16 protein-coding genes are annotated in these 20,348 nt (G+C 70.3%); 10 read left to right on the top strand and 6 right to left on the bottom strand.

Annotated elements, in window-relative coordinates:
* Nucleotides 1–15: 15 nt before the first annotated feature.
* The 6 genes from secA to ACIRDX_RS00350 all read right to left on the bottom strand — a co-directional run bounded on the left by secA (nucleotide 16) and on the right by ACIRDX_RS00350 (nucleotide 9,942).
* Nucleotides 16–3,126, bottom strand: coding sequence for a preprotein translocase subunit SecA (gene secA, locus ACIRDX_RS00375; protein ID WP_396623405.1), 3,111 nt, complete (start codon nucleotides 3,124–3,126; stop codon nucleotides 16–18).
* Between the two features lie 111 nt (nucleotides 3,127–3,237).
* Nucleotides 3,238–4,143, bottom strand: a complete 906-nt coding sequence (locus ACIRDX_RS00370) for a M23 family metallopeptidase (protein WP_396623404.1) — start codon at nucleotides 4,141–4,143, stop codon at nucleotides 3,238–3,240.
* A 108-nt stretch (nucleotides 4,144–4,251) separates the two neighbouring features.
* A complete protein-coding gene (locus tag ACIRDX_RS00365) occupies nucleotides 4,252–5,736 on the bottom strand; it encodes a YifB family Mg chelatase-like AAA ATPase (protein ID WP_396623403.1) in 1,485 nt (494 codons plus the stop codon).
* A gap of 137 nt (nucleotides 5,737–5,873) precedes the next feature.
* On the bottom strand, nucleotides 5,874–7,595 hold the full coding sequence (locus ACIRDX_RS00360) for a transglycosylase SLT domain-containing protein (RefSeq protein ID WP_396623402.1): 1,722 nt from the start codon (nucleotides 7,593–7,595) through the stop codon (nucleotides 5,874–5,876).
* 244 nt (nucleotides 7,596–7,839) lie between these two features.
* The gene (locus ACIRDX_RS00355) at nucleotides 7,840–9,624 is read right to left on the bottom strand and encodes an aldehyde dehydrogenase family protein (protein WP_396623401.1); all 1,785 of its coding nucleotides are present in this window, start codon (nucleotides 9,622–9,624) and stop codon (nucleotides 7,840–7,842) included.
* A 21-nt stretch (nucleotides 9,625–9,645) separates the two neighbouring features.
* The gene (locus tag ACIRDX_RS00350) at nucleotides 9,646–9,942 is read right to left on the bottom strand and encodes a BMC domain-containing protein (protein ID WP_396623400.1); all 297 of its coding nucleotides are present in this window, start codon (nucleotides 9,940–9,942) and stop codon (nucleotides 9,646–9,648) included.
* Between the two features lie 148 nt (nucleotides 9,943–10,090).
* Here ACIRDX_RS00350 and ACIRDX_RS00345 point away from each other — a divergent pair, with 148 nt between their 5' ends.
* From ACIRDX_RS00345 to ACIRDX_RS00300, 10 genes are all read left to right on the top strand, one after another.
* On the top strand, nucleotides 10,091–10,942 hold the full coding sequence (locus tag ACIRDX_RS00345; RefSeq protein ID WP_396623399.1) for a hypothetical protein: 852 nt from the start codon (nucleotides 10,091–10,093) through the stop codon (nucleotides 10,940–10,942).
* Nucleotides 10,943–11,047: 105 nt separating this feature from the next.
* Nucleotides 11,048–11,725, top strand: a complete 678-nt coding sequence (locus ACIRDX_RS00340) for a lytic transglycosylase domain-containing protein (RefSeq protein WP_396623398.1) — start codon at nucleotides 11,048–11,050, stop codon at nucleotides 11,723–11,725.
* A gap of 3 nt (nucleotides 11,726–11,728) precedes the next feature.
* Nucleotides 11,729–12,937 (top strand): type II secretion system F family protein, encoded by a 1,209-nt coding sequence (locus ACIRDX_RS00335; RefSeq protein ID WP_396623397.1) that lies wholly within the window; start codon nucleotides 11,729–11,731, stop codon nucleotides 12,935–12,937.
* 70 nt (nucleotides 12,938–13,007) lie between these two features.
* Nucleotides 13,008–14,627, top strand: a complete 1,620-nt coding sequence (locus tag ACIRDX_RS00330; RefSeq protein ID WP_396623414.1) for a GspE/PulE family protein — start codon at nucleotides 13,008–13,010, stop codon at nucleotides 14,625–14,627.
* Between the two features lies 1 nt (nucleotide 14,628).
* The gene (gene pilM, locus ACIRDX_RS00325) at nucleotides 14,629–15,588 is read left to right on the top strand and encodes a type IV pilus biogenesis protein PilM (protein ID WP_396623396.1); all 960 of its coding nucleotides are present in this window, start codon (nucleotides 14,629–14,631) and stop codon (nucleotides 15,586–15,588) included.
* Complete coding sequence (locus ACIRDX_RS00320; protein ID WP_396623395.1) at nucleotides 15,585–16,205, top strand: hypothetical protein; 621 nt, start codon at nucleotides 15,585–15,587, stop codon at nucleotides 16,203–16,205. The genes pilM and ACIRDX_RS00320 overlap by 4 nt, the downstream gene beginning before the upstream one ends.
* Before the next feature lies 1 nt (nucleotide 16,206).
* Nucleotides 16,207–16,782, top strand: coding sequence for a GspMb/PilO family protein (locus ACIRDX_RS00315; protein ID WP_396623394.1), 576 nt, complete (start codon nucleotides 16,207–16,209; stop codon nucleotides 16,780–16,782).
* Nucleotides 16,772–17,344, top strand: coding sequence for a hypothetical protein (locus ACIRDX_RS00310; RefSeq protein ID WP_396623393.1), 573 nt, complete (start codon nucleotides 16,772–16,774; stop codon nucleotides 17,342–17,344). The genes ACIRDX_RS00315 and ACIRDX_RS00310 overlap by 11 nt, the downstream gene beginning before the upstream one ends.
* A gap of 43 nt (nucleotides 17,345–17,387) precedes the next feature.
* The gene (locus tag ACIRDX_RS00305; RefSeq protein WP_396623392.1) at nucleotides 17,388–19,838 is read left to right on the top strand and encodes a secretin N-terminal domain-containing protein; all 2,451 of its coding nucleotides are present in this window, start codon (nucleotides 17,388–17,390) and stop codon (nucleotides 19,836–19,838) included.
* Complete coding sequence (locus ACIRDX_RS00300; RefSeq protein ID WP_396623391.1) at nucleotides 19,835–20,347, top strand: prepilin-type N-terminal cleavage/methylation domain-containing protein; 513 nt, start codon at nucleotides 19,835–19,837, stop codon at nucleotides 20,345–20,347. The genes ACIRDX_RS00305 and ACIRDX_RS00300 overlap by 4 nt, the downstream gene beginning before the upstream one ends.
* The last annotated feature ends 1 nt before the right edge of the window (nucleotide 20,348 follow it).

The raw sequence follows: 20,348 nt of genomic DNA, 5'->3' as shown, positions 1-20,348 counted from the left end.
TGGCGCACACCGGCGTCACAGGCCCGCCCCGTGGCACTTCTTGTACTTCTTGCCGCTGCCGCAGGGGCAGTCGTCGTTGCGGCCGACCTTCGGCACGTCGCGGCGCACCGTGCGCAGGCCGGCGTCGTCGCCGCCGACGCGCGCCGGCTTCGGGGCCGTCGCCCCGGTGGGAGCGCCGAACAGGGCCCCGGCCGAGGAGGGCGACGGTCGGTTCTCCTCCACGCGCTTCGGGCGCTGGAAGATGTCGGGCGTCGCCGGCGGGCGCTGCACGGAGGGCACGGGCGCGGACTGGCGCGGCGCCGGTGTGGCGGGTGCCGCCACCGTCGTCTCGTCCTCGGCCAGCACCTCGGCGGGCGCGGGCTCGGACCGGCCGAACATGGGCCGGAGCCGCCACAGGTACCGCACCGTCTCCTCGTCGACGCGCTGCTTCATCGCCTCGAAGAGGGCGTAGCTCTCCTTCTTGTACTCGACCAGCGGATCACGCTGGCCGTAGCCGCGCAGGCCGATGCCTTCCTTGAGGTGATCGAGGCTGTAGAGGTGATCCTTCCACTGCCCGTCGACGACCTGCAGCATGAGGTTGCGCTCGATCGGCGCCAGCACGCTGCGCCCGCCCATGGACGTGCGCTCGTCGCCCTCGACCGTCTTCATCTGCTCGAAGAACGTCGGTCCCGCGATCTGCGGGATGACTTCCTCGGGCAACTGCAGCAGGTCGCGCCCGACCGCCGCCTCCTTCTCGCCGTAGGCGTGCTCGACTTCCTCCCACAGCTCGGTCCGGATCTGGTCGGCGGTCAGCGTCTCGAGCGGCAGGTCACGGAGGATGGCCTCGTCGACGCCGAAGATGCGCTCCACCTCCTCGCGCAACTGCTCGAGGTCCCACTGCTCGGGATTGTCCTTGTTGCCGGCGTACTCGGTGACGAGGGCGCCCAGCAGGTCCTCGGCGAGCACCATCAGGTACTCACGCGAGTCCACTTCGCCGTCGTCGAGGCGGATGCTGCCCTCGAGCAACTGGCGACGCAGCGCGTACACGCTCTCGCGCTGCTTGTTCATCACGTCGTCGTACTCGAGCAGGTGCTTGCGGATGCCGAAGTTCTGGGCTTCCACCTGCTTCTGCGCGCGCTGAATCGCGCGCGTGACCATCCGGCTCTCGATCGGCACGCCCTCTTCCATCCCGAGGCGCTGCATCAGCCCCGAGATGTTGGCCGACCCGAAGATGCGCATCAGGTCGTCCTCGAGCGACAGGTAGAAGCGCGAGGAGCCCGGATCGCCCTGGCGACCGGCGCGACCGCGCAACTGGTTGTCGATGCGGCGCGACTCGTGGCGCTCGGTCCCGACGATGTGGAGGCCGCCCAGGGACACGACCTGATCGTGCTCGGCGCGGCACTCGTCGTCGAAGCTCTTGTAGATCGCGGTCCACGTCGGCGTCGGCACCCGGTAGAAGCTGTCGAGGTGACGGAAGTAGACGAACTCCTCGTCGTCGACGTACTTCTCCTGCCCGCGCGGCACCTTCTCGGCGACTTCCTCGGCCAGGCACTGCTGCCGCGCCATGTACTCGGCATTGCCGCCGAGCAGGATGTCGGTGCCGCGGCCGGCCATGTTGGTGGCCACGGTGACCTTCCCGAGGCGACCGGCCTGCGCGACGATCTCGGCTTCCTGCGCGTGGTACTTGGCATTCAGCACGACGTGCTTGACGCCCTTGCGCTTCAGCATCGTCGACAGCAGCTCGGACTTCTCGACCGAGACGGTGCCCACGAGCACCGGACGGCCCTTGGCCTGCTGCTGCGCGATGTCGTCGACGATGGCGTCGTACTTCTCGCGCTGCGTGCGGAAGACGGTGTCGGGTTCCTCGATGCGGATCAGCGGCCGGTTGGTCGGCACCTGGATCACGTCGAGCTTGTAGATCTTGTTGAACTCCTCCGCCTCGGTGTCGGCGGTGCCGGTCATGCCGGCCAGCTTCTCGTACTTGCGGAAGAAGTTCTGGAAGGTGATGGTCGCGAGCGTCTGGTTCTCGCGCTCGATCTTCACGCCTTCCTTGGCTTCGACGGCCTGGTGCAGGCCATCGCTCCAGCGACGCCCCGGCATCACGCGGCCCGTGTGCTCGTCGATGATCACGACCTGGCCTTCGTCGTTCACCAGGTACTCGATGTCGCGGCGGAAGAGCGTGTGTGCGCGGAGTCCCTGCTGCACGTGGTGGAGCAGGGGCATGTTGGCCGGGTCGTAGAGCCCGCCCGGCTGCAGGCGATGCGCCAGCAACTGCTCGGCGTGCGCCATGCCGCCCTCGGTCAGCGTCGCCGTCTTGTGCTTCTCGTCGACGATGTAGTCGCCCGACAGCTCGAGGGCCTCGCGCTCCTCGGCCTTGACCTGGCCCTGGATCACCGCACCCGGCTTGAGCTTCGGGATGATGCGGTCGACCTCGTAGTACAGGTCGGTCGACTCCTCGGCAGGCCCCGAGATGATCAGCGGCGTGCGCGCCTCGTCGATGAGGATGGAGTCCACCTCGTCGACGATGGCGTAGAAGTGCGGACGCTGCACCATCTGCGACAACTCGAACTTCATGTTGTCGCGAAGGTAATCGAAGCCGAACTCGTTGTTGGTGCCGTAGGTGATGTCGGCCGCGTACTGCCGCTGCCGCTCGTCGTCGCGCAGGTCGTGCTGGATGACGCCGACCGACATCTCGAGGAAGCGGTAGATGCGCCCCATCCACTCCGAGTCGCGGCGGGCGAGGTAGTCGTTGACCGTCACGACGTGCACGCCCTTGCCGGCCAGGGCGTTGAGGTAGGCCGGCAGCGTCGCGACGAGCGTCTTGCCCTCGCCCGTCTTCATCTCGGCGATGCGCCCACGGTGCAGCACGATGCCGCCGATGAGCTGGACGTCGTAGTGCCGCATGTGGACCACGCGGCGGCCAGCCTCGCGTACGACGGCGAAGGCTTCGGGCAGCAGGTCGTCGAGCGACTCGCCGCGGGACAGGCGCTCCTTGAACTCGGCGGTCTTGGCGCGCAGCTGGGCGTCGCCGAGCTGCTGCATGGACGGCTCGAGCCCGTTGATGCGAGCGACGAGCGGATGGATCCGCTTCAGCTCGCGTTCATTCTGCGTGCCGATGACCTTGGCGAGGAGTGTGTCGAAAACCAAAGGGCCTACCAGAAGACGGGCCCGGAAGCGGGCACCGCGATCCTTCGATTGTAGGGAAGGGTTCGAGGGGAGGCAACCCTGCGCGTGTGGAGCGCAGGTCCGGCGCGGCCGCTAGCGGGCGTCGCGCGCGACGAGGTACTGCAGCGGATTGACCGGACGCCCGTCGATCCAGACCTCGTAGTGGAGGTGCGATCCCGTCGACCGGCCGGTCGACCCGGCTTCACCCACGACCTGCCCGCGGGTCACCGACGTGCCGGGACGCACGCGATGCCGCGAGAGGTGGGCGTAGCGGGTCTCGATGCCGAAGCCGTGCGACACGATGACCAGGTTGCCGTACTCGGGGTGGTAGTGCGCTTCAGTCACGACACCGTCGGCCGTCGCGAACACCGGGTCGCCGAGGTCCACGTCGAGGTCGAGGCCGGGGTGCATGCTCTCGGCGGCCGTGAACGGGTCGCGCCGCACGCCGAAGCTGGACGACAAGGCGCCCAGGGCAGGCCAGATGGCCGGCGTGGCCCGCGCAAGGGCGGCGTGACGCTCGAGCCGGGGACGCGCCGTCTCCAGTCGTGATTCGAGGGCGGAGAGCATCTGCCGCACCACGCCGACCGCATCGGGCTGGGCCGTGGGGCCGCTCAACGCGAGGCGCGTCGCCTCCGGCGACAGACCGCCGAGCGCCGACTGCTGCACGCCCTTCGGCAGTCGCCCCATCGCCGTGCGCTCGGTGGCCGACGGCGACAGCTTCGAGATGTCGTCCACCACCGACTGCAGCGACGTGATCTGGGAGGTGAGGGCCCCGGTGGCGCTGCGAATCGTCTCGTTCTCGGTCCGCAGGGCGGCCAGTTCCGCCTCGAGCGACGCGGTCTGCCACGCGGCCTTGCGGGAGGCGCCCAGCACCATCAACATCACGAGCACGCACACCCCGACGCTGACAATCGCCACCGGACGGAGCGACAGCGTCAACCGGCGAACGACCCCGGTGCGGCGATTGGCGATGATGAGGCTATAGCGTGTCGACAGCATGCCGTGTTCTCGGCCGGCGGCGCATGGACGCCTTCCGGACGGGGACTCCCACCTACGTGCGTGCGGGATTGGATGGCCTGGGTGCCGGGGCACCGGCCACGGCGAAGTCTAGCACGGCCGGTACTGCAGCGCCTCTGCCAGATGGCAGCGCTCGACCGACTCGCTCCCGCCGAGGTCGGCGATGGTCCTGGCGACCCTCAGCAGCCGATCCGCCGCCCGCGCGCTCAGTTCCAGACGGCCCATCGCCTGCGCCAGCAGGTCCGATACTCCAGCGCCCCGCCGCAGGGCATCGAGTGGGCGTCCCTGCAGGCGGCTGTTGACGCCCTGCTGCCGGGCCTCCTGGCGCTGGCGGGCCGCCAGCACACGGGCCCGGACCAGCGCCGTCGGCTCCGAATCTGCCACCGGGCCCGTCAGGGCCGCCGGGTCGACCGGCGGCACCTGCACCACGAGATCGATGCGGTCCAGGAGCGGCCCGGAGACGCGGGACGCGTACCGGTCGGCCTCGCCCGGGCGACATCGGCACGCGCGGCGCGGGTGTCCCGCATAGCCGCACGGGCAGGGGTTCATGGCGGCCACGAGCAGGAAGGCTGCCGGAAAGGTCACCGTCCGAGCGGCGCGCGCCACATGGACGACGCCCTCCTCGATGGGCTGCCGCAGCACGTCGAGCGTCCGCCGCTCGAACTCCGGCAGTTCATCGAGCAGCAGGACGCCGTGATGGGCCAGGCTCACTTCTCCGGGCCGGGGCTGCGGGCCTCCCCCGATGAGAGCAGCCGTGGAGGCCGTGTGGTGGGGTGCCCTGAACGGGCGCTCCGTCATCAGGCCCCCGTCAGGAGGCACCAACCCCGCGGCCGAGTGCACGGCCGTGGTTTCCAGCGCCTCCTCGAAGGACCACGGCGGAAGCAGGCCGGGCAGGCGGCGCGCCAGCATGGACTTGCCAGCGCCCGGCGGACCGGTGAACAGCAGGTTGTGGTGCCCGGCGGCTGCCACCTCGAGGGCGCGCCTGGCCATCGCCTGCCCCTGCACGTCGGCGAGGTCGACGACGGGCGGCCCCACCGGGCGGACGACGAGTTCTGCGGGCGGGTCCGGCTCGCGCAGGGCCCGCAGGGCGTCGGCGAGCGATCCGGCGCCTCGCACGTCGACGGCGGGCACCAACCGGGCCTCCGCGACGTTGGGACGCGGAACGACGACCATGTCCAGCGCGGCCGCGCGCGCCGCCAGTGTCGCGGGCAGGACGCCCCGGCAGGGGAGAGCCCGGCCATCGAGCGCGAGTTCCCCGACCACCAGCGCCCGCGCCACCGTGTCGGCCGGCACCTGTCCCGCCGCCGCGAGCACCGCCAGCGCGATGGGCAGGTCGAAGCTGCTGCCGGCCTTGCGGAGGTCGGCGGGCGCCAGGTTGACGGTGATGCGATGGGGCGGGAACTCGAGTCCGGCGCTGCGCACGGCACTCCGGACACGGTCGCGGCTCTCGCGCACGCTGGCATCAGGGAGGCCGACGACGGTGAAGGCGGGGAGTCCGAAGCTGACGTCGGCCTCGACGCGCACGAGTTCCGCGGCAACGCCGACGAGGGCGGCCGTGTAGGTGGAGGCGAGCATGTCGCCCGCCTGTGCAAGCCGCGTGCGCGCGGCCCCAGACGCGAAAACGCGCGAAACCCCGAAGGATTTCACGCGTTCCGTGGACGGGCTGGCAGGAACTGCACGTTGCGGCCCCGCCGCGGGGTGCAGGAACTGCGCTACTGCGCCGCGCTACGGGCCGGCGCCCGGTTGACGCGGACCGTGAGGCGATCGCCGATGTCCAGGCGGGTGCCCTTCATGCGGTTCCAGGTGCGCAGGTCAGCGACGGTGACGTCGTACGTGTTGGCAATCGCATACAGCGTCTCGCCACGCTTCACCCGGTGCGTCACCACCCGCACATCGTCGTCGGCGTCGGCGGTGGTCGTCCGGGAGGCGTTGACGAGCACCGGCGTCGCATCGACCGCGCGCGGTGCCGAGGCGAGCAGCGGGGCAGACGGGGCCCGCGGAATCAGCAGGCGCTGGCCAGGGCGAACGGCGGCCTTCACCGAGACGCCATTGGCCTCGGCCAGGTCGCCGCGCGACACACCGAGCTTCTTGGCGATCGAGGCCAACGACTCGCGTCGACGCACGGTGTGGAACTTGAGGGCGGACAGTTCCGAGGCGTCGGCGGCGACCAGGCGGGCCGACAAGGTCGGGCCCGTGCCCGCGGGCACCTTGACCTCGTACTCCGGGTACCGCAGCGGCGTCGTCCATCGGCGCAACTCGGGGTTCAGCGCCTGGATCTCGTCGATGGAGGCGCCGGTCCACTCGGCCACGCGCCGGAGGTCGACCGCACCCGCCACCCGGACCTTGTCGTACTCCAGGGCGTCGACCGGCGGCGCTTCGAAGCCGTACTGGGTCGGGTTCTTCGCAATGATGACCGCCGCGAGGATCATCGGCACGTACTCGCGGGTCTCGCGCGGCAGGTACCGATCGTCGGACGTGAGGTCCCAGAAGTCATCCACGCCAGACGCCCGCATCGCGCGCTGCACACGGCCAGGCCCGCCGTTGTAGGAGGCCATGGCGAGGTGCCAGTCGCCGAACATGTTGTAGAGGACCTTGAAGTACTTCGCGGCCGCCCGCGTCGCCTTCTCCGGGTCGGCGCGCTCGTCGATGTACCAATCCTGCTTCAGGCCGAAATCGCCGGCCGTGCCGCGCATGAACTGCCACATGCCTCGGGCGCTGGCCCTCGACAGGGCGGTGGGCTTGAAGGCGCTCTCGATGAGCGGCACGTACGCCAGGTCGAGCGGCACCCCCTCGGCCCTGAACACGCTCTGCACCATCGGGAGGTACTTGCTCCCTCGCTGCAACCCACCGGACAGGAAATCGCGCAACCGTCCCTGGAACAACTCCACGTACCCGAGGACACGGTCGTTGAGCGGGATCGGAATGTCGTGCGACGTCTGCGCCAGGTCCAGCTGGACGGTCTGCTCGATGACGCGCGCCGGGGCGACCGGCGGCACGAAGGTCGACACTTCGAGCAACTGGTCGATGGCCGCGGGCTCGGATGCCTTCTCCGTGAAGCCGTCGCCCTTCTGCAGGGCGAGCGTCTCGTGGGCCGCAATGCGGTCGACGAGACGGTCGAAATGCTGGCGCAGCCTGGGATCCACGCGCGCCCCCTGGGGCGCGTCGAGCATCACGTCGAGCGACTTGTCGAACGCGACGCGTGCCTGCTCGAGGTGGCCGAGCGACAGTTCCCGCTCGCCCAGGGCGAAGAGGCGATCGGCCTCGGCGACGAGAGCCACCGTCGGATCGACGACGGGGGCGGGGGGCGGCGGCGCCGGGACCTCGGCGGCCGGGACGGGTGGACGGGGCGTCACCGCGACCTGCGGTGCGGGATTGCGGCTACAGGCCGCGGACGCCAGGAGGACTGCAAACGGCAGCCCGAACGTTCGTCGCATCTGGGCGCTCCCCTGCCGGCGTCCACGGCACGATGGCGTGGGTGCGGCGGGTGGCTCACTCCGGGAGGGGAGGAGCCGGTCAGGTGTTCCCTGCAGGCCGAAACCTGCGAACGAAGTTGGGATCCGGCGGGGCCGGACAGAATCCAATGCCTTGGATCGGAGATCCGACCGTTCGGCGACCCGCGGAAGGTACCACCCCCCGGGGAGTGGGGTCAAGACGCCGATGTGACGAAACGGCGGGGGCTCAGGCGTCGATGAGGACGTCGTGGGCGTCCCCCAGATCGCGCGCCGCCGGGGTCACGATCGCCCGCGCCGAAAGACGGATGCGTTGCCCCGCCCGCAGGGCCTGCCGCACATCGTCCTCACACACGAAATCGACGGCAGCACTGGGGGGCTGCAACTCGACCGTGGGGGGCGCCGGAGCCGCGGGCGCGACGGGCGCCGGCACCTGGGCCGCCGGCCCGGCCTCGCCCTGGCGGCCGCCCACCACGAGGGTCGTGTCCGGCGTGATGCCGCGGCTGGCCAGGAAGCCGTCGATCCGGGCCGACAGCGTGGAGGACTCCAGGGTGCGCACCCGCTCGGGGACGGCGGGGCGGAGGCTCGATTCGGAGGCTGCAGACATGGCCGGGGGGCGCGCGGCTGGCGACGGGCCGGGCGCCGGACGAAGCTCGTACGCGACCCGCTTGATGTTGAGCAAGTGCATCGGCGAGATGTTGTCGGACGTGATGTTGCCGCCGTAGCCGCCACACCCAAGCGTCATCGCGGGATCCAGCCCGGTCGTGAGGCCCACCGACCCGTGGGTCGTCGGCGTGTTGACCACGATGCGGAATGCCGGCTTGTGCAGCCCGAACTGCAGGACCACGTCATCGTCGGTGGCATGCACCGACATGGTGTGGCCCATGCCGCCGTAGCGGAGGATGGCCTTGCAGCGCTCGCACCCCGCCTTCCAGTCCTCGACGACGTAGTAGGAGAGGACGGGGCAGAGCTTCTCGATCGACAGGGGATGATCGCGACCGACGCCCTCGAGTTGGGCAATCAGGGCGCGCGTCCCGGCCGGCACGGTGAGCCCGACCGCCTGGGCGATCTCGAGGGCCGACCGTCCCACGAGCGCAGGGTTGGGCAGGCGCTGGGGCGTCACCAGGACCGTCGCCAGCTTCTGGGCGTCGGCGGCCGACAGGAAGTGGCCGCCGTTGGCGACCAGCGCGGCCTTCAGCGGCTCGTCGATGGCCCGGTCGGCGACGATCGAGTTGGGCGACGAGCAGAGCAGACCATTGTCGAAGGTCTTGCCGAGGACGATGTCGCGGGCGGCCTTGGCGACGTCGGCGCTCTGGTGCACGTAGCACGGCGCGTTGCCGGGCCCGACGCCGTAGGCCGGTTTGCCCGCCGAGTAGGCCGCCCTGACCAGGCCCAGGCCGCCCGTCGCCAGGATGACGGCGACCTCGCGCTGGCGCATCAGCTCCTGGGTGCCCTCGAGGGTCACCGTCTGCATCCAGCCGATGCTGCCGGCCGGGGCCCCGGCGCGGGCCGCGGCGCCGGCCATGATCTCGGCGGTGCGGCTGATGCAGCGGGCTGCTGACGGATGCGGGCTGAGCACGATGGCGCAGCGGGCCTTGAGGGCGATCAGGATCTTGTAGATGGCCGTCGACGTGGGATTGGTCGTCGGGACGATGCCCGCCACCACGCCGAAAGGCTCTGCAATCTCGATGATCTTGCGGGTCTCGTCGCGTCGCAGCACCCCGACCGTCTTCATGGGCCGGATGAACTCGTGAATCTGCTCGGCGGCGAACCGGTTCTTGGTGACCTTGTCCTCGTAGACGCCGAACCCGGTCTCCTCACGCGCCATGCGGGCGAGGGCTTCGACTTCGGGCCGCACGGCGGCCGCCATGGCGTCGACGATGGCGTCGATCTGGGCCTGGGAGAGCTCGGCCAGTTGCGCCTGCGCGACGCGAGCCGTGCGCGCGAGGGTGCGCGCCTCGGCGATCGAGGCGAGGTCCTTGTCTGACGGGGGCGCGGCGGGGGCGTCGGCCATGTCGAGCGAGGCCGGACGCGCCTACTTGGCGGCCGGGGCTGCGGCCGCGGGCTTGGGCAGGATCCGCTCGACTTCGGCGTGCGGACGGGGAATCACATGGACCGAGATGAGCTCGCCGACGCGGCGGGCGGCGGCGGCACCGGCGTCGGTGGCGGCCTTGATGGCCCCGACGTCGCCCCGCGCCATCACGGTGACGTAGCCGGCCCCGATGTACTCCTTGGCGATGAGCTGGACGTTCGCAGCCTTCACCATCGCGTCTGCCGCTTCGATGGCGCCGATGAGGCCACGGGTTTCGATGAGTCCGAGGGCGTCTCCCATGAATTCGAGCGGACTCTAGCATGTTGCCCCTGAGGCCGCAACGGTTTACCCTAGGCTGTTTGCCGGAGGCCCGGACCTGCGGCGATGTCCCGTTCCATTTCGTTTCGAGGAGTCCAGAGGCGTGAAACCCCTAGCCGCCTGCGTCGTCATGGTCATGGCCCTCTCGGCCGTGGCCGGGTGCAAGAAGAAGGAAGACACCCAGCCGCCCGTCGCGACCGCGACGTTCTCGTCCAGCCGCGCCAAGGCCCCGCTCGGGAGCCCCCTCGACCTGACGTACCGGTTCGTGGTGGCCGCCAATGCGCCGGCGTTCGACAAGGAGTACCGGGTCCTGGTCCACTTCCTGGACTCGGACGACCAGCTGATGTGGACCGACGACCACTTCCCGCCGACGTCCACCAAGGACTGGAAGCCCGGGCAGCGGGTCGAGTACGCGCGGACGATGTTCGTGCCGCAGTACCCGTACATGGGGCAGGCCACCATCCGCATCGGGCTGTATGACCCCGAGACCGGGGCGCGCCTGCCGCTCGGCGGGGAGAACGACGGCCAGCGTGCCTACAAGGCCGGCTCGCTCGAACTCCTGCCGGCGTCCGACAACGTCTTCGTGCAGTTCAAGGACGGCTGGCACAACGCCGAGGTGGCGGCCGAGAACGCCCAGGTCGAGTGGCAGTGGACGAAGAAGACCGCCACGCTCGCGCTGCGCAACCCGCGCCGCGACGCCACCTTCTACCTGCACTTCGACGGGCGGCCTGACCTCGTGCCCGGCCAGGTCGTGACGGTGCGGGTGGGGGAGACGGTGCTCGACACCCACACGTTGGCCAACAACGAAGAGGTGATTCGACGGATTCCCGTGACCGCCGCCCAGTTCGGCGAGGCCGAGAACGTCGACGTGACCATCGAGGTCAACCAGGCCTTCGTTCCGGCGCAGACCCCTGCCGCCAAGTCGTCGGACCCGCGGGAACTCGGAATCCGCGTCTTCCACGCGTTCATCGAGCCCAAGTAGTCGTTTCTGCCCCGCAAGGTAGGGCCGGGTGTCCCACCCGGCCGCCTTTCGCAGCGGCGCGGTCGGAGACCGCGCCCTACCTCGCCCCTGCTACACTCTGTAGCCGTGTTTCTCCGTCCATTCGTGGCACTGCTGGGTGGGGCGCTCGTGCTGCTCCTGCCGGCGGCTGCCGCGGCAGAGCTCGTCACGCTCACGACCGGACGGACCCTCTCGGTCCGGAGCGTGCGCATCGACGGCGACACCGCCGTCCTCGCGCTGCGCGCCGGCGGCGAACTGACGTGTAACGTGGCCCTGCTCAAGGGCGTCGCCCCGGACGAAGTGCCCTATCCGGATCCGGTCGTCGAGATCGCCGAACTCCCGCTCGAGCCGCCCGTGCGGCGGACGCTCACCGACGTGGCCGATGCAGGGAGCCGCCCGTATCTCCCCCTGATCGAAGCAGCCGCCAAGCGTCACCAGGTCGATCCCCTGCTGGTGCATGCGGTGATCACCGTCGAGTCGCGGTTCCACGCCAGGGCGCGGTCGCGCAAGGGCGCCATGGGCCTGATGCAACTGATGCCGGCCACCGCCCGGGAGTTGCAGGTCGGCAACCCGTACGACCCGGCGGCCAACATCGAGGGCGGCGTGCGGCACCTGCGCCAGCTCCTCGACAGGTTCGACGTCCGCCTCGCCGTGGCCGCCTACAACGCGGGCGCCGGGGCGGTCCAGCGCTTTGGCGGCATCCCCCCGTTCCGCGAAACGCAGGCGTACGTCCGTCAGGTCCTCCAGTTGGCAGGAGTGTCCTGACGCATGGAGTTCCGCTGCCGCCTGGCCACCGCCTCCGGACAGATTTCCGAGGGCGTCTACACGGCCGACAGTGAAGTCGCGCTCCGGCGTGAGCTCGAGGACAAGGGCCTGTACGTGCTCGAGGTCAAGGCGGCCCGAGCCGGGCTCGGCGCCTTGCGACGCCCCGGTGGCGGCGGGCGCATCAAGCTGCACGAGTTCCTCGTGTTCAACCAGGAACTGGCCACGCTGCTCAAGGCCGGCATGCCGCTGGTGCAGTCGCTCGACATCCTGCGCCGCAACGTGCCGAACCCGGTGTTCAAGGGCGTCCTCGACGATGTGTACGACAAGGTGCGGTCGGGGACCGCGCTTTCGGACGCATTCGAGGCCCACCCCCGGCACGTCACGCCCATCTACACGGCCTCGCTCATGGCCGGCGAGCGCAGCGGCAGCCTGGAGCAGGTGCTCCGTCGCTATGTCGCGTACGTGCAGGTGCTGGGCGCGATCCGCCGGAAGGTGGTGTCCGCCCTGGTCTATCCGGCGGTGCTCACGATCCTCTCCATCGCCGTGGTGGCGATCATCGTGGTGCGCGTGGTGCCGCAGTTCAACGAGTTCTACGCGGGCTTCGGCGCGCAGTTGCCGCTGGCCACCCGGCTCATCGTGGCGCTGTCCAACGGGATCCGGAGCCAGTTGCTGCTGCTCACGCTCCTGGCGGGCGCGGCCGTGGTCGGCGGCCGCTGGCTGCTGCAGCAACCGGAGCACCGCCAGCGGATCGACCGCGCCGTGCTCTCGCTGCCCGGGCTGGGCGGGATCGCCCGGCAGTTCGCGACCTCGCAGCTGGCCCGGACCCTGGCCACGCTGCTGGGCGGCGGCATCCCGCTGGTGAGCGCACTCGACGTGGCGAGCCGCTCGGTCTCCAATCGACACATCGCCGCGCAGATGGCCGACATCACCCGTCAGGTGCGCGAGGGCCAGCCCCTCTCGGTGGCGATGGCGGCCAAGGGCGAGTTCCCGGACGTCTCAGTGAAGATGGTCGAGGTCGGCGAGGCGACGGGCGCGCTGCAGGACATGCTCAACGCCATCGCCGACTTCTACGACGAGGACATCGAGACCAAGCTGGGACGGTTCCTGTTGCTGATCGAGCCCATCCTCCTGGTGGTGATGGGCATCGTCATCGCGGCGCTGCTGATCGCGCTGTACCTGCCCGTGTTCCAGCTGTCGTCGGCCCTGAGCTAGCCGCGGAGACCATGCGTTCGTGAGCACATCGACTCTCCCCCCCGGACCGCCGGATCCCTCGGCCCTGCCGATGCCCGAGCTGCCGACCGCCGATGGCGGCCGCAGCGGCGGCGCGCGGGAACGCGAGGAGGCCCGGCGCCTCGCCGAGCGCTACCGCCTCGAGTTCGTCGACATGGACGCGTTCCATCTCGACAACGACCTGTTCCGGTCGATCCCGGCCGACGTCATGCTCCGCTACGGGTTCGTCCCGCACCGGCGCGAGGGCGACGTGCTGGTCATCGTGGTGTCGGACCCGACCGACCTGCTGATGATCGACGAACTGCAGCAGTTGCTCGGGACGCGCCTGAAGGTGACCGTCGGCACCGCCTCGGCCATCCAGGCGATGCTCAAGAAGTCCGAGAGCAGCCAGCGCGTCCTCGAGGACGCCACCGAGAGCTTCCAGCTGCAGCTGCTCAAGGAAGACGAGAGCGGCGAGGAGTCGCTGTCGGTCGAGAAGCTCACGAGCGACATCAGCCCGGTCATCAAGCTGATCGACTCGACCGTCTTCGCGGCCCTGCAGCGGCGGGCCAGCGACATCCACATCGAGACGCAGGACGACGCGGTGGTGGTCAAGTACCGCATCGACGGCGTGCTGCAGGCGGCGATGCGGCCGATCGACAAGCGGTTCGCCGGGCCGATCATCTCGCGCATCAAGGTGATGGCCGAGCTCGACATCGCCGAGAAGCGGGTGCCGCAGGACGGCCGCTTCAAGCTGCGCATGCGCGGCAAGACGATCGACTTCCGTGTGTCGGTGATGCCGAGCGCGCACGGCGAGGACGCCGTCATCCGCATCCTCGACAAGGAGTCGATCAGCGAGCAGTTCCGCGAACTGCGCCTCGACATCCTCGGCTTTCCCGAGGAGGAACTCCGCCGGTTCCGCAAGTACATCCGCGAGCCCTACGGGATGGTGCTGGTCACGGGGCCGACCGGCTCGGGCAAGACGACGACGCTGTACGCGGCGCTGTCGGAGATCAGGTCGGTCGAGGACAAGATCATCACGATCGAGGACCCGGTCGAGTACCAGTTGAAGGGCATCGTGCAGATTCCCATCAACGAGAAGAAGGGCCTGACGTTCGCGCGCGGGCTGCGCAGCATCCTGCGGCACGACCCCGACAAGATCATGGTCGGCGAGATCCGCGATGCCGAGACGGCGCAGATCGCCATCAACTCGGCGCTGACCGGCCACCTCGTGTTCACGACGGTGCACGCCAACAACGTGCTCGACGTGCTCGGCCGCTTCCTCAACATGGGCGTCGAGGCCTACCAGTTCGTGTCGGCGCTCAACTGCGTCCTCGCGCAGCGGCTGGTCCGCAAGATCTGCGACGACTGCAAGCGGCCGGCCACGGTCACCGAGGCACAGCTGGCCGAGGCGAAGATGGACCCCTCCCTCGCGCACACCCACACCTTCTACGAGGGCGCCGGGTGTCTCGAGTGCAACGGTTCCGGGTACCGCGGACGCATGGCCATCTGCGAGCTGCTCGACCTGAGCGACACCATCCGTGACATGATCCTCGCGCGCAGCCCGAACTCCGAGATCAAGCGCGCGGTGCGCGACGAGGGCATGCGTTTCCTCCGCGAGTCGGCCGTCTCGCGCGTGCTGTCGGGCGAGACCACGCTGCGCGAGATCAACAAGGTCACCTTCGTCGACTGACATGCCGTCGCTTCCTGCCTGGCTCAGAACGCCGCCCCCGATGCTCGGCCTGCACGTCGACCAGCACCGCGTGACCGCCGTCCACGTCGAACGCGACGGCGGCATGCCCGTCATCCGCGCCGTCGGGACGTCGCCGCTGCCGGCGGGCGCCGTCGTGCCGTCCCTCACGGCCGCCAACGTCATCCAGCGCGACGTGCTCGTCGCCGCCATCCGGCAGGCCGTCGACCAGACCGGCGTGCGGACCCGTCGTGTCGCGCTCGCCATCCCGGACACGGCCGGCAAGGTCTCGCTGCTGCCGTTCGAGACGCTGCCGGCCAACGCGCGCGACCTCGACCAGCTCGTGCGCCTCCAGTTGCGCAAGACGATGCCTTTCGCCGTGGAGGAGGCCCAGGTGGCGTGGACGCGCGGCGGCACGCTCGGGGCGACCACCACGCTGGTGGTCACCGCCATGCGCCGCGACCTGGTCGAGGAGTACGAGGGCGCCTGCGCTGCAGCGGGACTCCACGCCGGGACGGTCGACCTCGCCACCTTCAACGTCGTGAACCTGGCGTTGCTGGGCGGCGCCTCTGACGCGGTGGGGCAGGGTGACGTGCTCCTGGTGCACGTGACGCCGGGGTATGCCTCGATCGCCGTGCTGCGCGAGGGGGCCCTCATCTTCTTCCGCACCCGACCGGCCGATGCCGCCGAACCGGTCGCCGACGTCGTGCACCAGACGCGGATGTTCTACGAGGACCGACTGGCCGGGCAGGGCTTCGCGCGCGTGTTGCTGGTCGCGGGCCAGGATCTGGACGACCGCGACGCGCTGGCGCGCAACCTGGGACAACTGTTCGAGGCGGCGGTCACACCCCTCTCCCTGCAGGGGCTGGCCACCTTCGGCGACCGCCTGTCGCCCAGTGAGGGGCTGGTGGGCCAGATTGCAGCGCCGGCGGGACTCGTCCTCCGCGAGGGGGCGTTGACATGATGCTGCGCGGCAACCTCGCGACGCGCCCGTTCTACAACGAACGGGCCGTGCAGGTCGTGCTCACGGGACTCGCCGTGGGGCTCGTCCTGCTCTCGGCGTTCACGGTCTGGCAGCTGGTCTCGCTCACGGCGCAGCAGCGCGACCTGGCGGCGCGCATCGCCCGCGACGAGGGGCGCGCCGCGTCCCTCCGCCGCGAGGCGCAGCAGGTCCGCGGTCGCCTCGATGCGGCCCGCCTCGACGCCACGGTCAAGGCCACGCGCGAAGCCAATGCCGTCATCGACGCGCGCACGTTTTCCTGGACGGCGCTGTTCAACGTGATCGAGCGGACGATCCCGCCCGACGTCCGCCTGCAGGCCGTGATGCCCTCGATCGACGGCGAGGCGCTGATGGTGCGGCTCGTGGTCAACACGCGGCGCGTCGAGCCCGTCGGCGCGTTCATGGACCGCCTCGAGGCGGCCGGCGCCTTCCGCGACCTGCGCTCGCTCGAGGAGCAGCTCCTCGACGACGGCAGCTACAACGTCGTGTGCCTCGGACGGTACCTGGGACCAGGCGCCCCCACCCCGGACGCGCCGCCGGCGCCCACGACGGCCGCCCCGGCTGCGGCGGGGGCGAACTGACATGGTGCCTGCCGCTCGGATTCTCGCGGACCGTCGCCTGCTCGTCGGCGTCCTGGCGCTGCTGGCCGTCGCCAATCTCGTGGGCCTGCTCCTTGTCGTGGGCCCCCTGCGCGCCCGTGTGCAGGGCCTTGCCCAGCGGGCCACCACGGCCACCCTCGCCGCCTCGACCGCCGGGCGCGAACTGGCCGAGGCGCGACAGACCGCCGAGGGAAGCGTGAAGGCCGAGACCGACCTGCGTCGCTTCTACTCGCAGGTCCTTCCCGACGGACAGGCGGCCGCGCGGCAGGTGACCTTCGTCCGGCTGGCGCAGCTGGCGCGTGAGGCCAACCTCAGCTACGACCACCGCACGTTCACACAGGAAGAGGTCGACCAGGACAGCACCCTCATGCGCGCCACGTTGACCATGAGCGTCTTCGGCACGTACCGCGACCTGCGCCGGTTCCTCTACCGTCTCGAAACGGGGCCGGACTTCATCGTCGTGCGCGAGGTGGGCGTGGTGCAGTCCGACGACCCGAAGGAGCCGCTGGAGGCCGCGCTGACGCTGTCCACGTTCTTCAAGGCCGACGATGGCCACTGAGTCGCGTCGGCGACTGCCGCTCCTGGCGGGCCTGCTCGTCGTGCTGGCGCTCCTGAGCTGGTGGCAGTTCGGCTCGACCCCCACGGGACCGGCGACCGCGGCGCGGCGCCCAGCCGCGAGGCCCGGCTCCAGGACGGCCAAGCCGCCAGCCCGCGTCCTTGCGGAGGGGGTGGGCCTGGAGCGGTTGAGCGAGGATCGACCCGCGCCGCAGGAAGGCGGGCGGGATCCGTTCCGAGGCGGGGCGGCCGAGGCCGTGACCAGTGGCGATGGTCGTGGGACCCGCCCGCCGGTCCCGGTGGCGCCCGTGGCGCCGCCTCCGCCGATGCCCATCGGTCCGCCCCAGCCGCCGCCTCCACCGCCCATCACCGTCAAGTTCATCGGCGTGGTGTCGCGGCAGGACGTGGGCAAGGTGGCCGTCCTCAGCGACGGCAAGAACGTCTACTATGGCCGCGCGGGTGAAATCGTCGACGGCCGGTGGCGCATCGTGTCGATCGGCGAGGAGTCCCTGCAGATCGAGTATGTCGACGGCCGCGGGCGCCAGACCGTGCGCCTGACCGGGTGAGGCGGGCGGACGCGCGGACGTGGGCAACGAACGACGAGGTAACGTGCAGACAGGCGTGACGATGCAGCGGTGGATGCGGGCGACGGGCGTGGGAGCGCTGCTGGCCGGGCTGTGCCTCGGCGCGGCCGCGTGCGCCTCGTCGAGTGCATACAACCGTGGGCGCGAGGCGTGGATCAAGGGAGAGTGGGACCAGGCCGTGGTCAGCTTCCGCGAGGCGCTCCAGGAGCATCCCGACCGCACCGACTACAAGGGCGCGCTGCAGCAGGCCATGCAGACCGCCTCGATGGCCCACCTGAAGGCGGCGCGGGAGGCCGACGAGAAGGGCGACCTCGAGGTGGCTGTCGTCGAGTACCGGAAGGTCTACGAGTACGACCCGTCCAATCGCAACTCGATGCTGCGCGCCGCCGAGATCGAGAAGGAACTGCGCGAACGCGCCGAGGCGGCCCGCCCACGGCCCGCCATCGAGGCGATGCGCGAGACGGCACGGCAGCGGTCGGCACCGCCGCTGCTCAATCCCGCGTCTCGCGATCCCCTGGAGATCAAGTTCTCGCAGGCCGGCTCGCAGGACGTGCTCACCTTCATCGGCAAGGCGACCGGGATCAACGTGATCTTCGAGTCGACGTTCCGCCCGGCGCAGATCACCGTCGACCTGACGGGGCTGTCGCTGGAGGAGGCCCTCACGCAGGTGATGTCGGCCTCCAACAACTTCTACAAGGTCGTCAACCCGCGCACCATCATGGTGATCCCCGACACGCCGCCCAAGCGCGCGGCGTACGAGGAACAGGTCATCCGCACGTTCTACCTGTCGCACGCCGACGCGACCGACCTCGTGCAGACCGTGCAGCAGATCCTGCAGTTGCCCGGCCTGCCGGTGCAGCCGCGCGTGCTGGCCAACAAGACGCAGAACTCGCTCACCGTGCGCGCCTCGGACCGGGTGATGAACATCATCGACCAGGTGGTGCGCAACAACGACAAGCCCCGCGCCGAGATCGTGGTCGACGTCGAGATCATCGAGGTCAACCGCGCCCGCGCCAAGGAAGTCGGGCTCAACCTGTCGCAGTACTCGGTGGGGGCGATCTTCTCGCCCGAGGCGCCGCCCTCGAGCGGCGAAGGCGGCACCTCCGTGCCCCCCTTCAACCTCAACACGATCACGCGCGGCATCAGCGCCGCCGATTTCTACCTCACGGTGCCGCAGGCCGTCGTCAACTTCCTGGCCAGCGACAACAACAACAAGATCATCGCCAAGCCGCAGCTGCGCGGCATGGAAGGCAAGACGATCACGCTGGATCTCGGCGACGAGATCCCGGTGCCGAGCACCACGTTCGGCGGCCTGGGCGGTGGCGGGCTCACCACGATCCCGATCAACCAGTTCAACTACCGCACCGTCGGCCTCAAGGTGAAGATGACCGCCCCGCGCGTCACGCTCGAGGGCGAGATCGTCTCCGAACTCGAGGTCGAGAGCAGCACGCTCGGCGCCAACATCGACATCGCCGGCCAGAGCCTGCCGACGTTCGGGACGCGTCGCGTCACCACCGTCATCCGGATGCGCGAAGGCGAGTCGCTGATGCTGGCGGGCCTGTTGCGCGAGGACCAGCGCAAGGCCCTGACGGGTTTCCCCGGGCTGCTGCGCACGCCCATCCTGCGCCGCATCTTCGGCAACACGGTCGACCAGGTCACGCAGACCGACATCGTGTTCCTGCTGACGCCGCGCCTGGTGCGGTCGTCGGAAGTCACGCAGGAGAACCTCGATCCGATCTACATCGGCAGCCAGCAGAACCTCGGCCTCACGGGAGCGCCGCCGCTGATCGCGGTCGATCCCAGCGCCCAGGCGCCAGCGCCGAACACCCCAGCCGGGACCGCTCCGCCGGCCGCGCCTGTCGCCGTGCCGCAGCCGGTTGCGACGATGCCGGTCGTGTCGCCGCAGACGGGGCAGGTCACCTCGACGCCCTCGGTCCTGCCCGCAACGCCGCCTCCCGCGGCGGCCCCGCCGACGCCGGCCACGCCCGTCCCGGAGGCCCCGCCGGCCACGCCGCAGGCCGCGGCGACGCCGCCCCCGGCCCCGTCTCCAGCCCCGCCGCCAACGGCGCGGCTCGCGATCACCACGCCGGGCCCGCAGTTCGCTGTTGGCGGTGGTCCGTATACGGTGCCCATCACCATCGCCGGCGCGCAGCGCGTGTCGACGATCAGCGTGTCGGTCACCTACAACCCGTCGGTGCTGCGGGTCCGCACGGTGCAGCCAGGAACGTTCCTCGCGCAGGGCGGCGTGACGCCGACCTTCACGCAGCAGGTCGATCCCGGCGCCGGGCGCGTCGATCTCACCGCCCTGCGGCCTGGCGATCAGGTCGGCGCGACCGGCACGGGGCTGGTGGCGACCCTCGTCTTCGAGGCCATTGCCCCGGGGCAGTCGGCCATCACGCCGGCCGGGGTCGCGAGCACGCCGGAACAGGCGAGCGTGGGACTCCAGTTGGTCCCCGCGACGGTCACCGTGCGATGACCCTGGCGCGCAGCGGGCTGCGGCGGTGGCGCCGCGCCGTCGGGGGCGCGCAGGGTGGCTACACGTTCGTGGAGTTGCTCGTCGTCGCCGCCGTGGTGCTCGTGATGGCGACCGCGGTGCTGCCGCTGAGCAAGGTGGGGATCCAGCGGCAGAAGGAAGTCGAGTTGCGGCGCACGCTGCGGGAACTGCGGACGGCCATCGATCGCTACAAGGACGCCGCCGATCTGCAGCAGATCTCGAACCTCGAACTCGAGCCCGACGACATGGGGTACCCGCCGGACCTCGAGACCCTCGTCAAGGGCGTGACCAAGGCGGGCGACGCCACGCAGACCAAGTTGCGGTTCCTGCGTCGCATTCCGGTGGACCCGTTGACCGGGGACGCGGAGTGGGGCCTGCGCTCCTATCAGGATCGCCCCGACTCCACGTCATGGGGCGGCCAGAACGTGTTCGATGTGTACTCGAAGGCAGGCGGGACGGGACTCGATGGCACGCCGTACAGCGAGTATTGAG

Source organism: Luteitalea sp. (assembly GCF_044337415.1).
Lineage (GTDB): Bacteria > Acidobacteriota > Vicinamibacteria > Vicinamibacterales > Vicinamibacteraceae > Luteitalea.
This window is presented reverse-complemented; position numbering and strand designations above follow the sequence as displayed.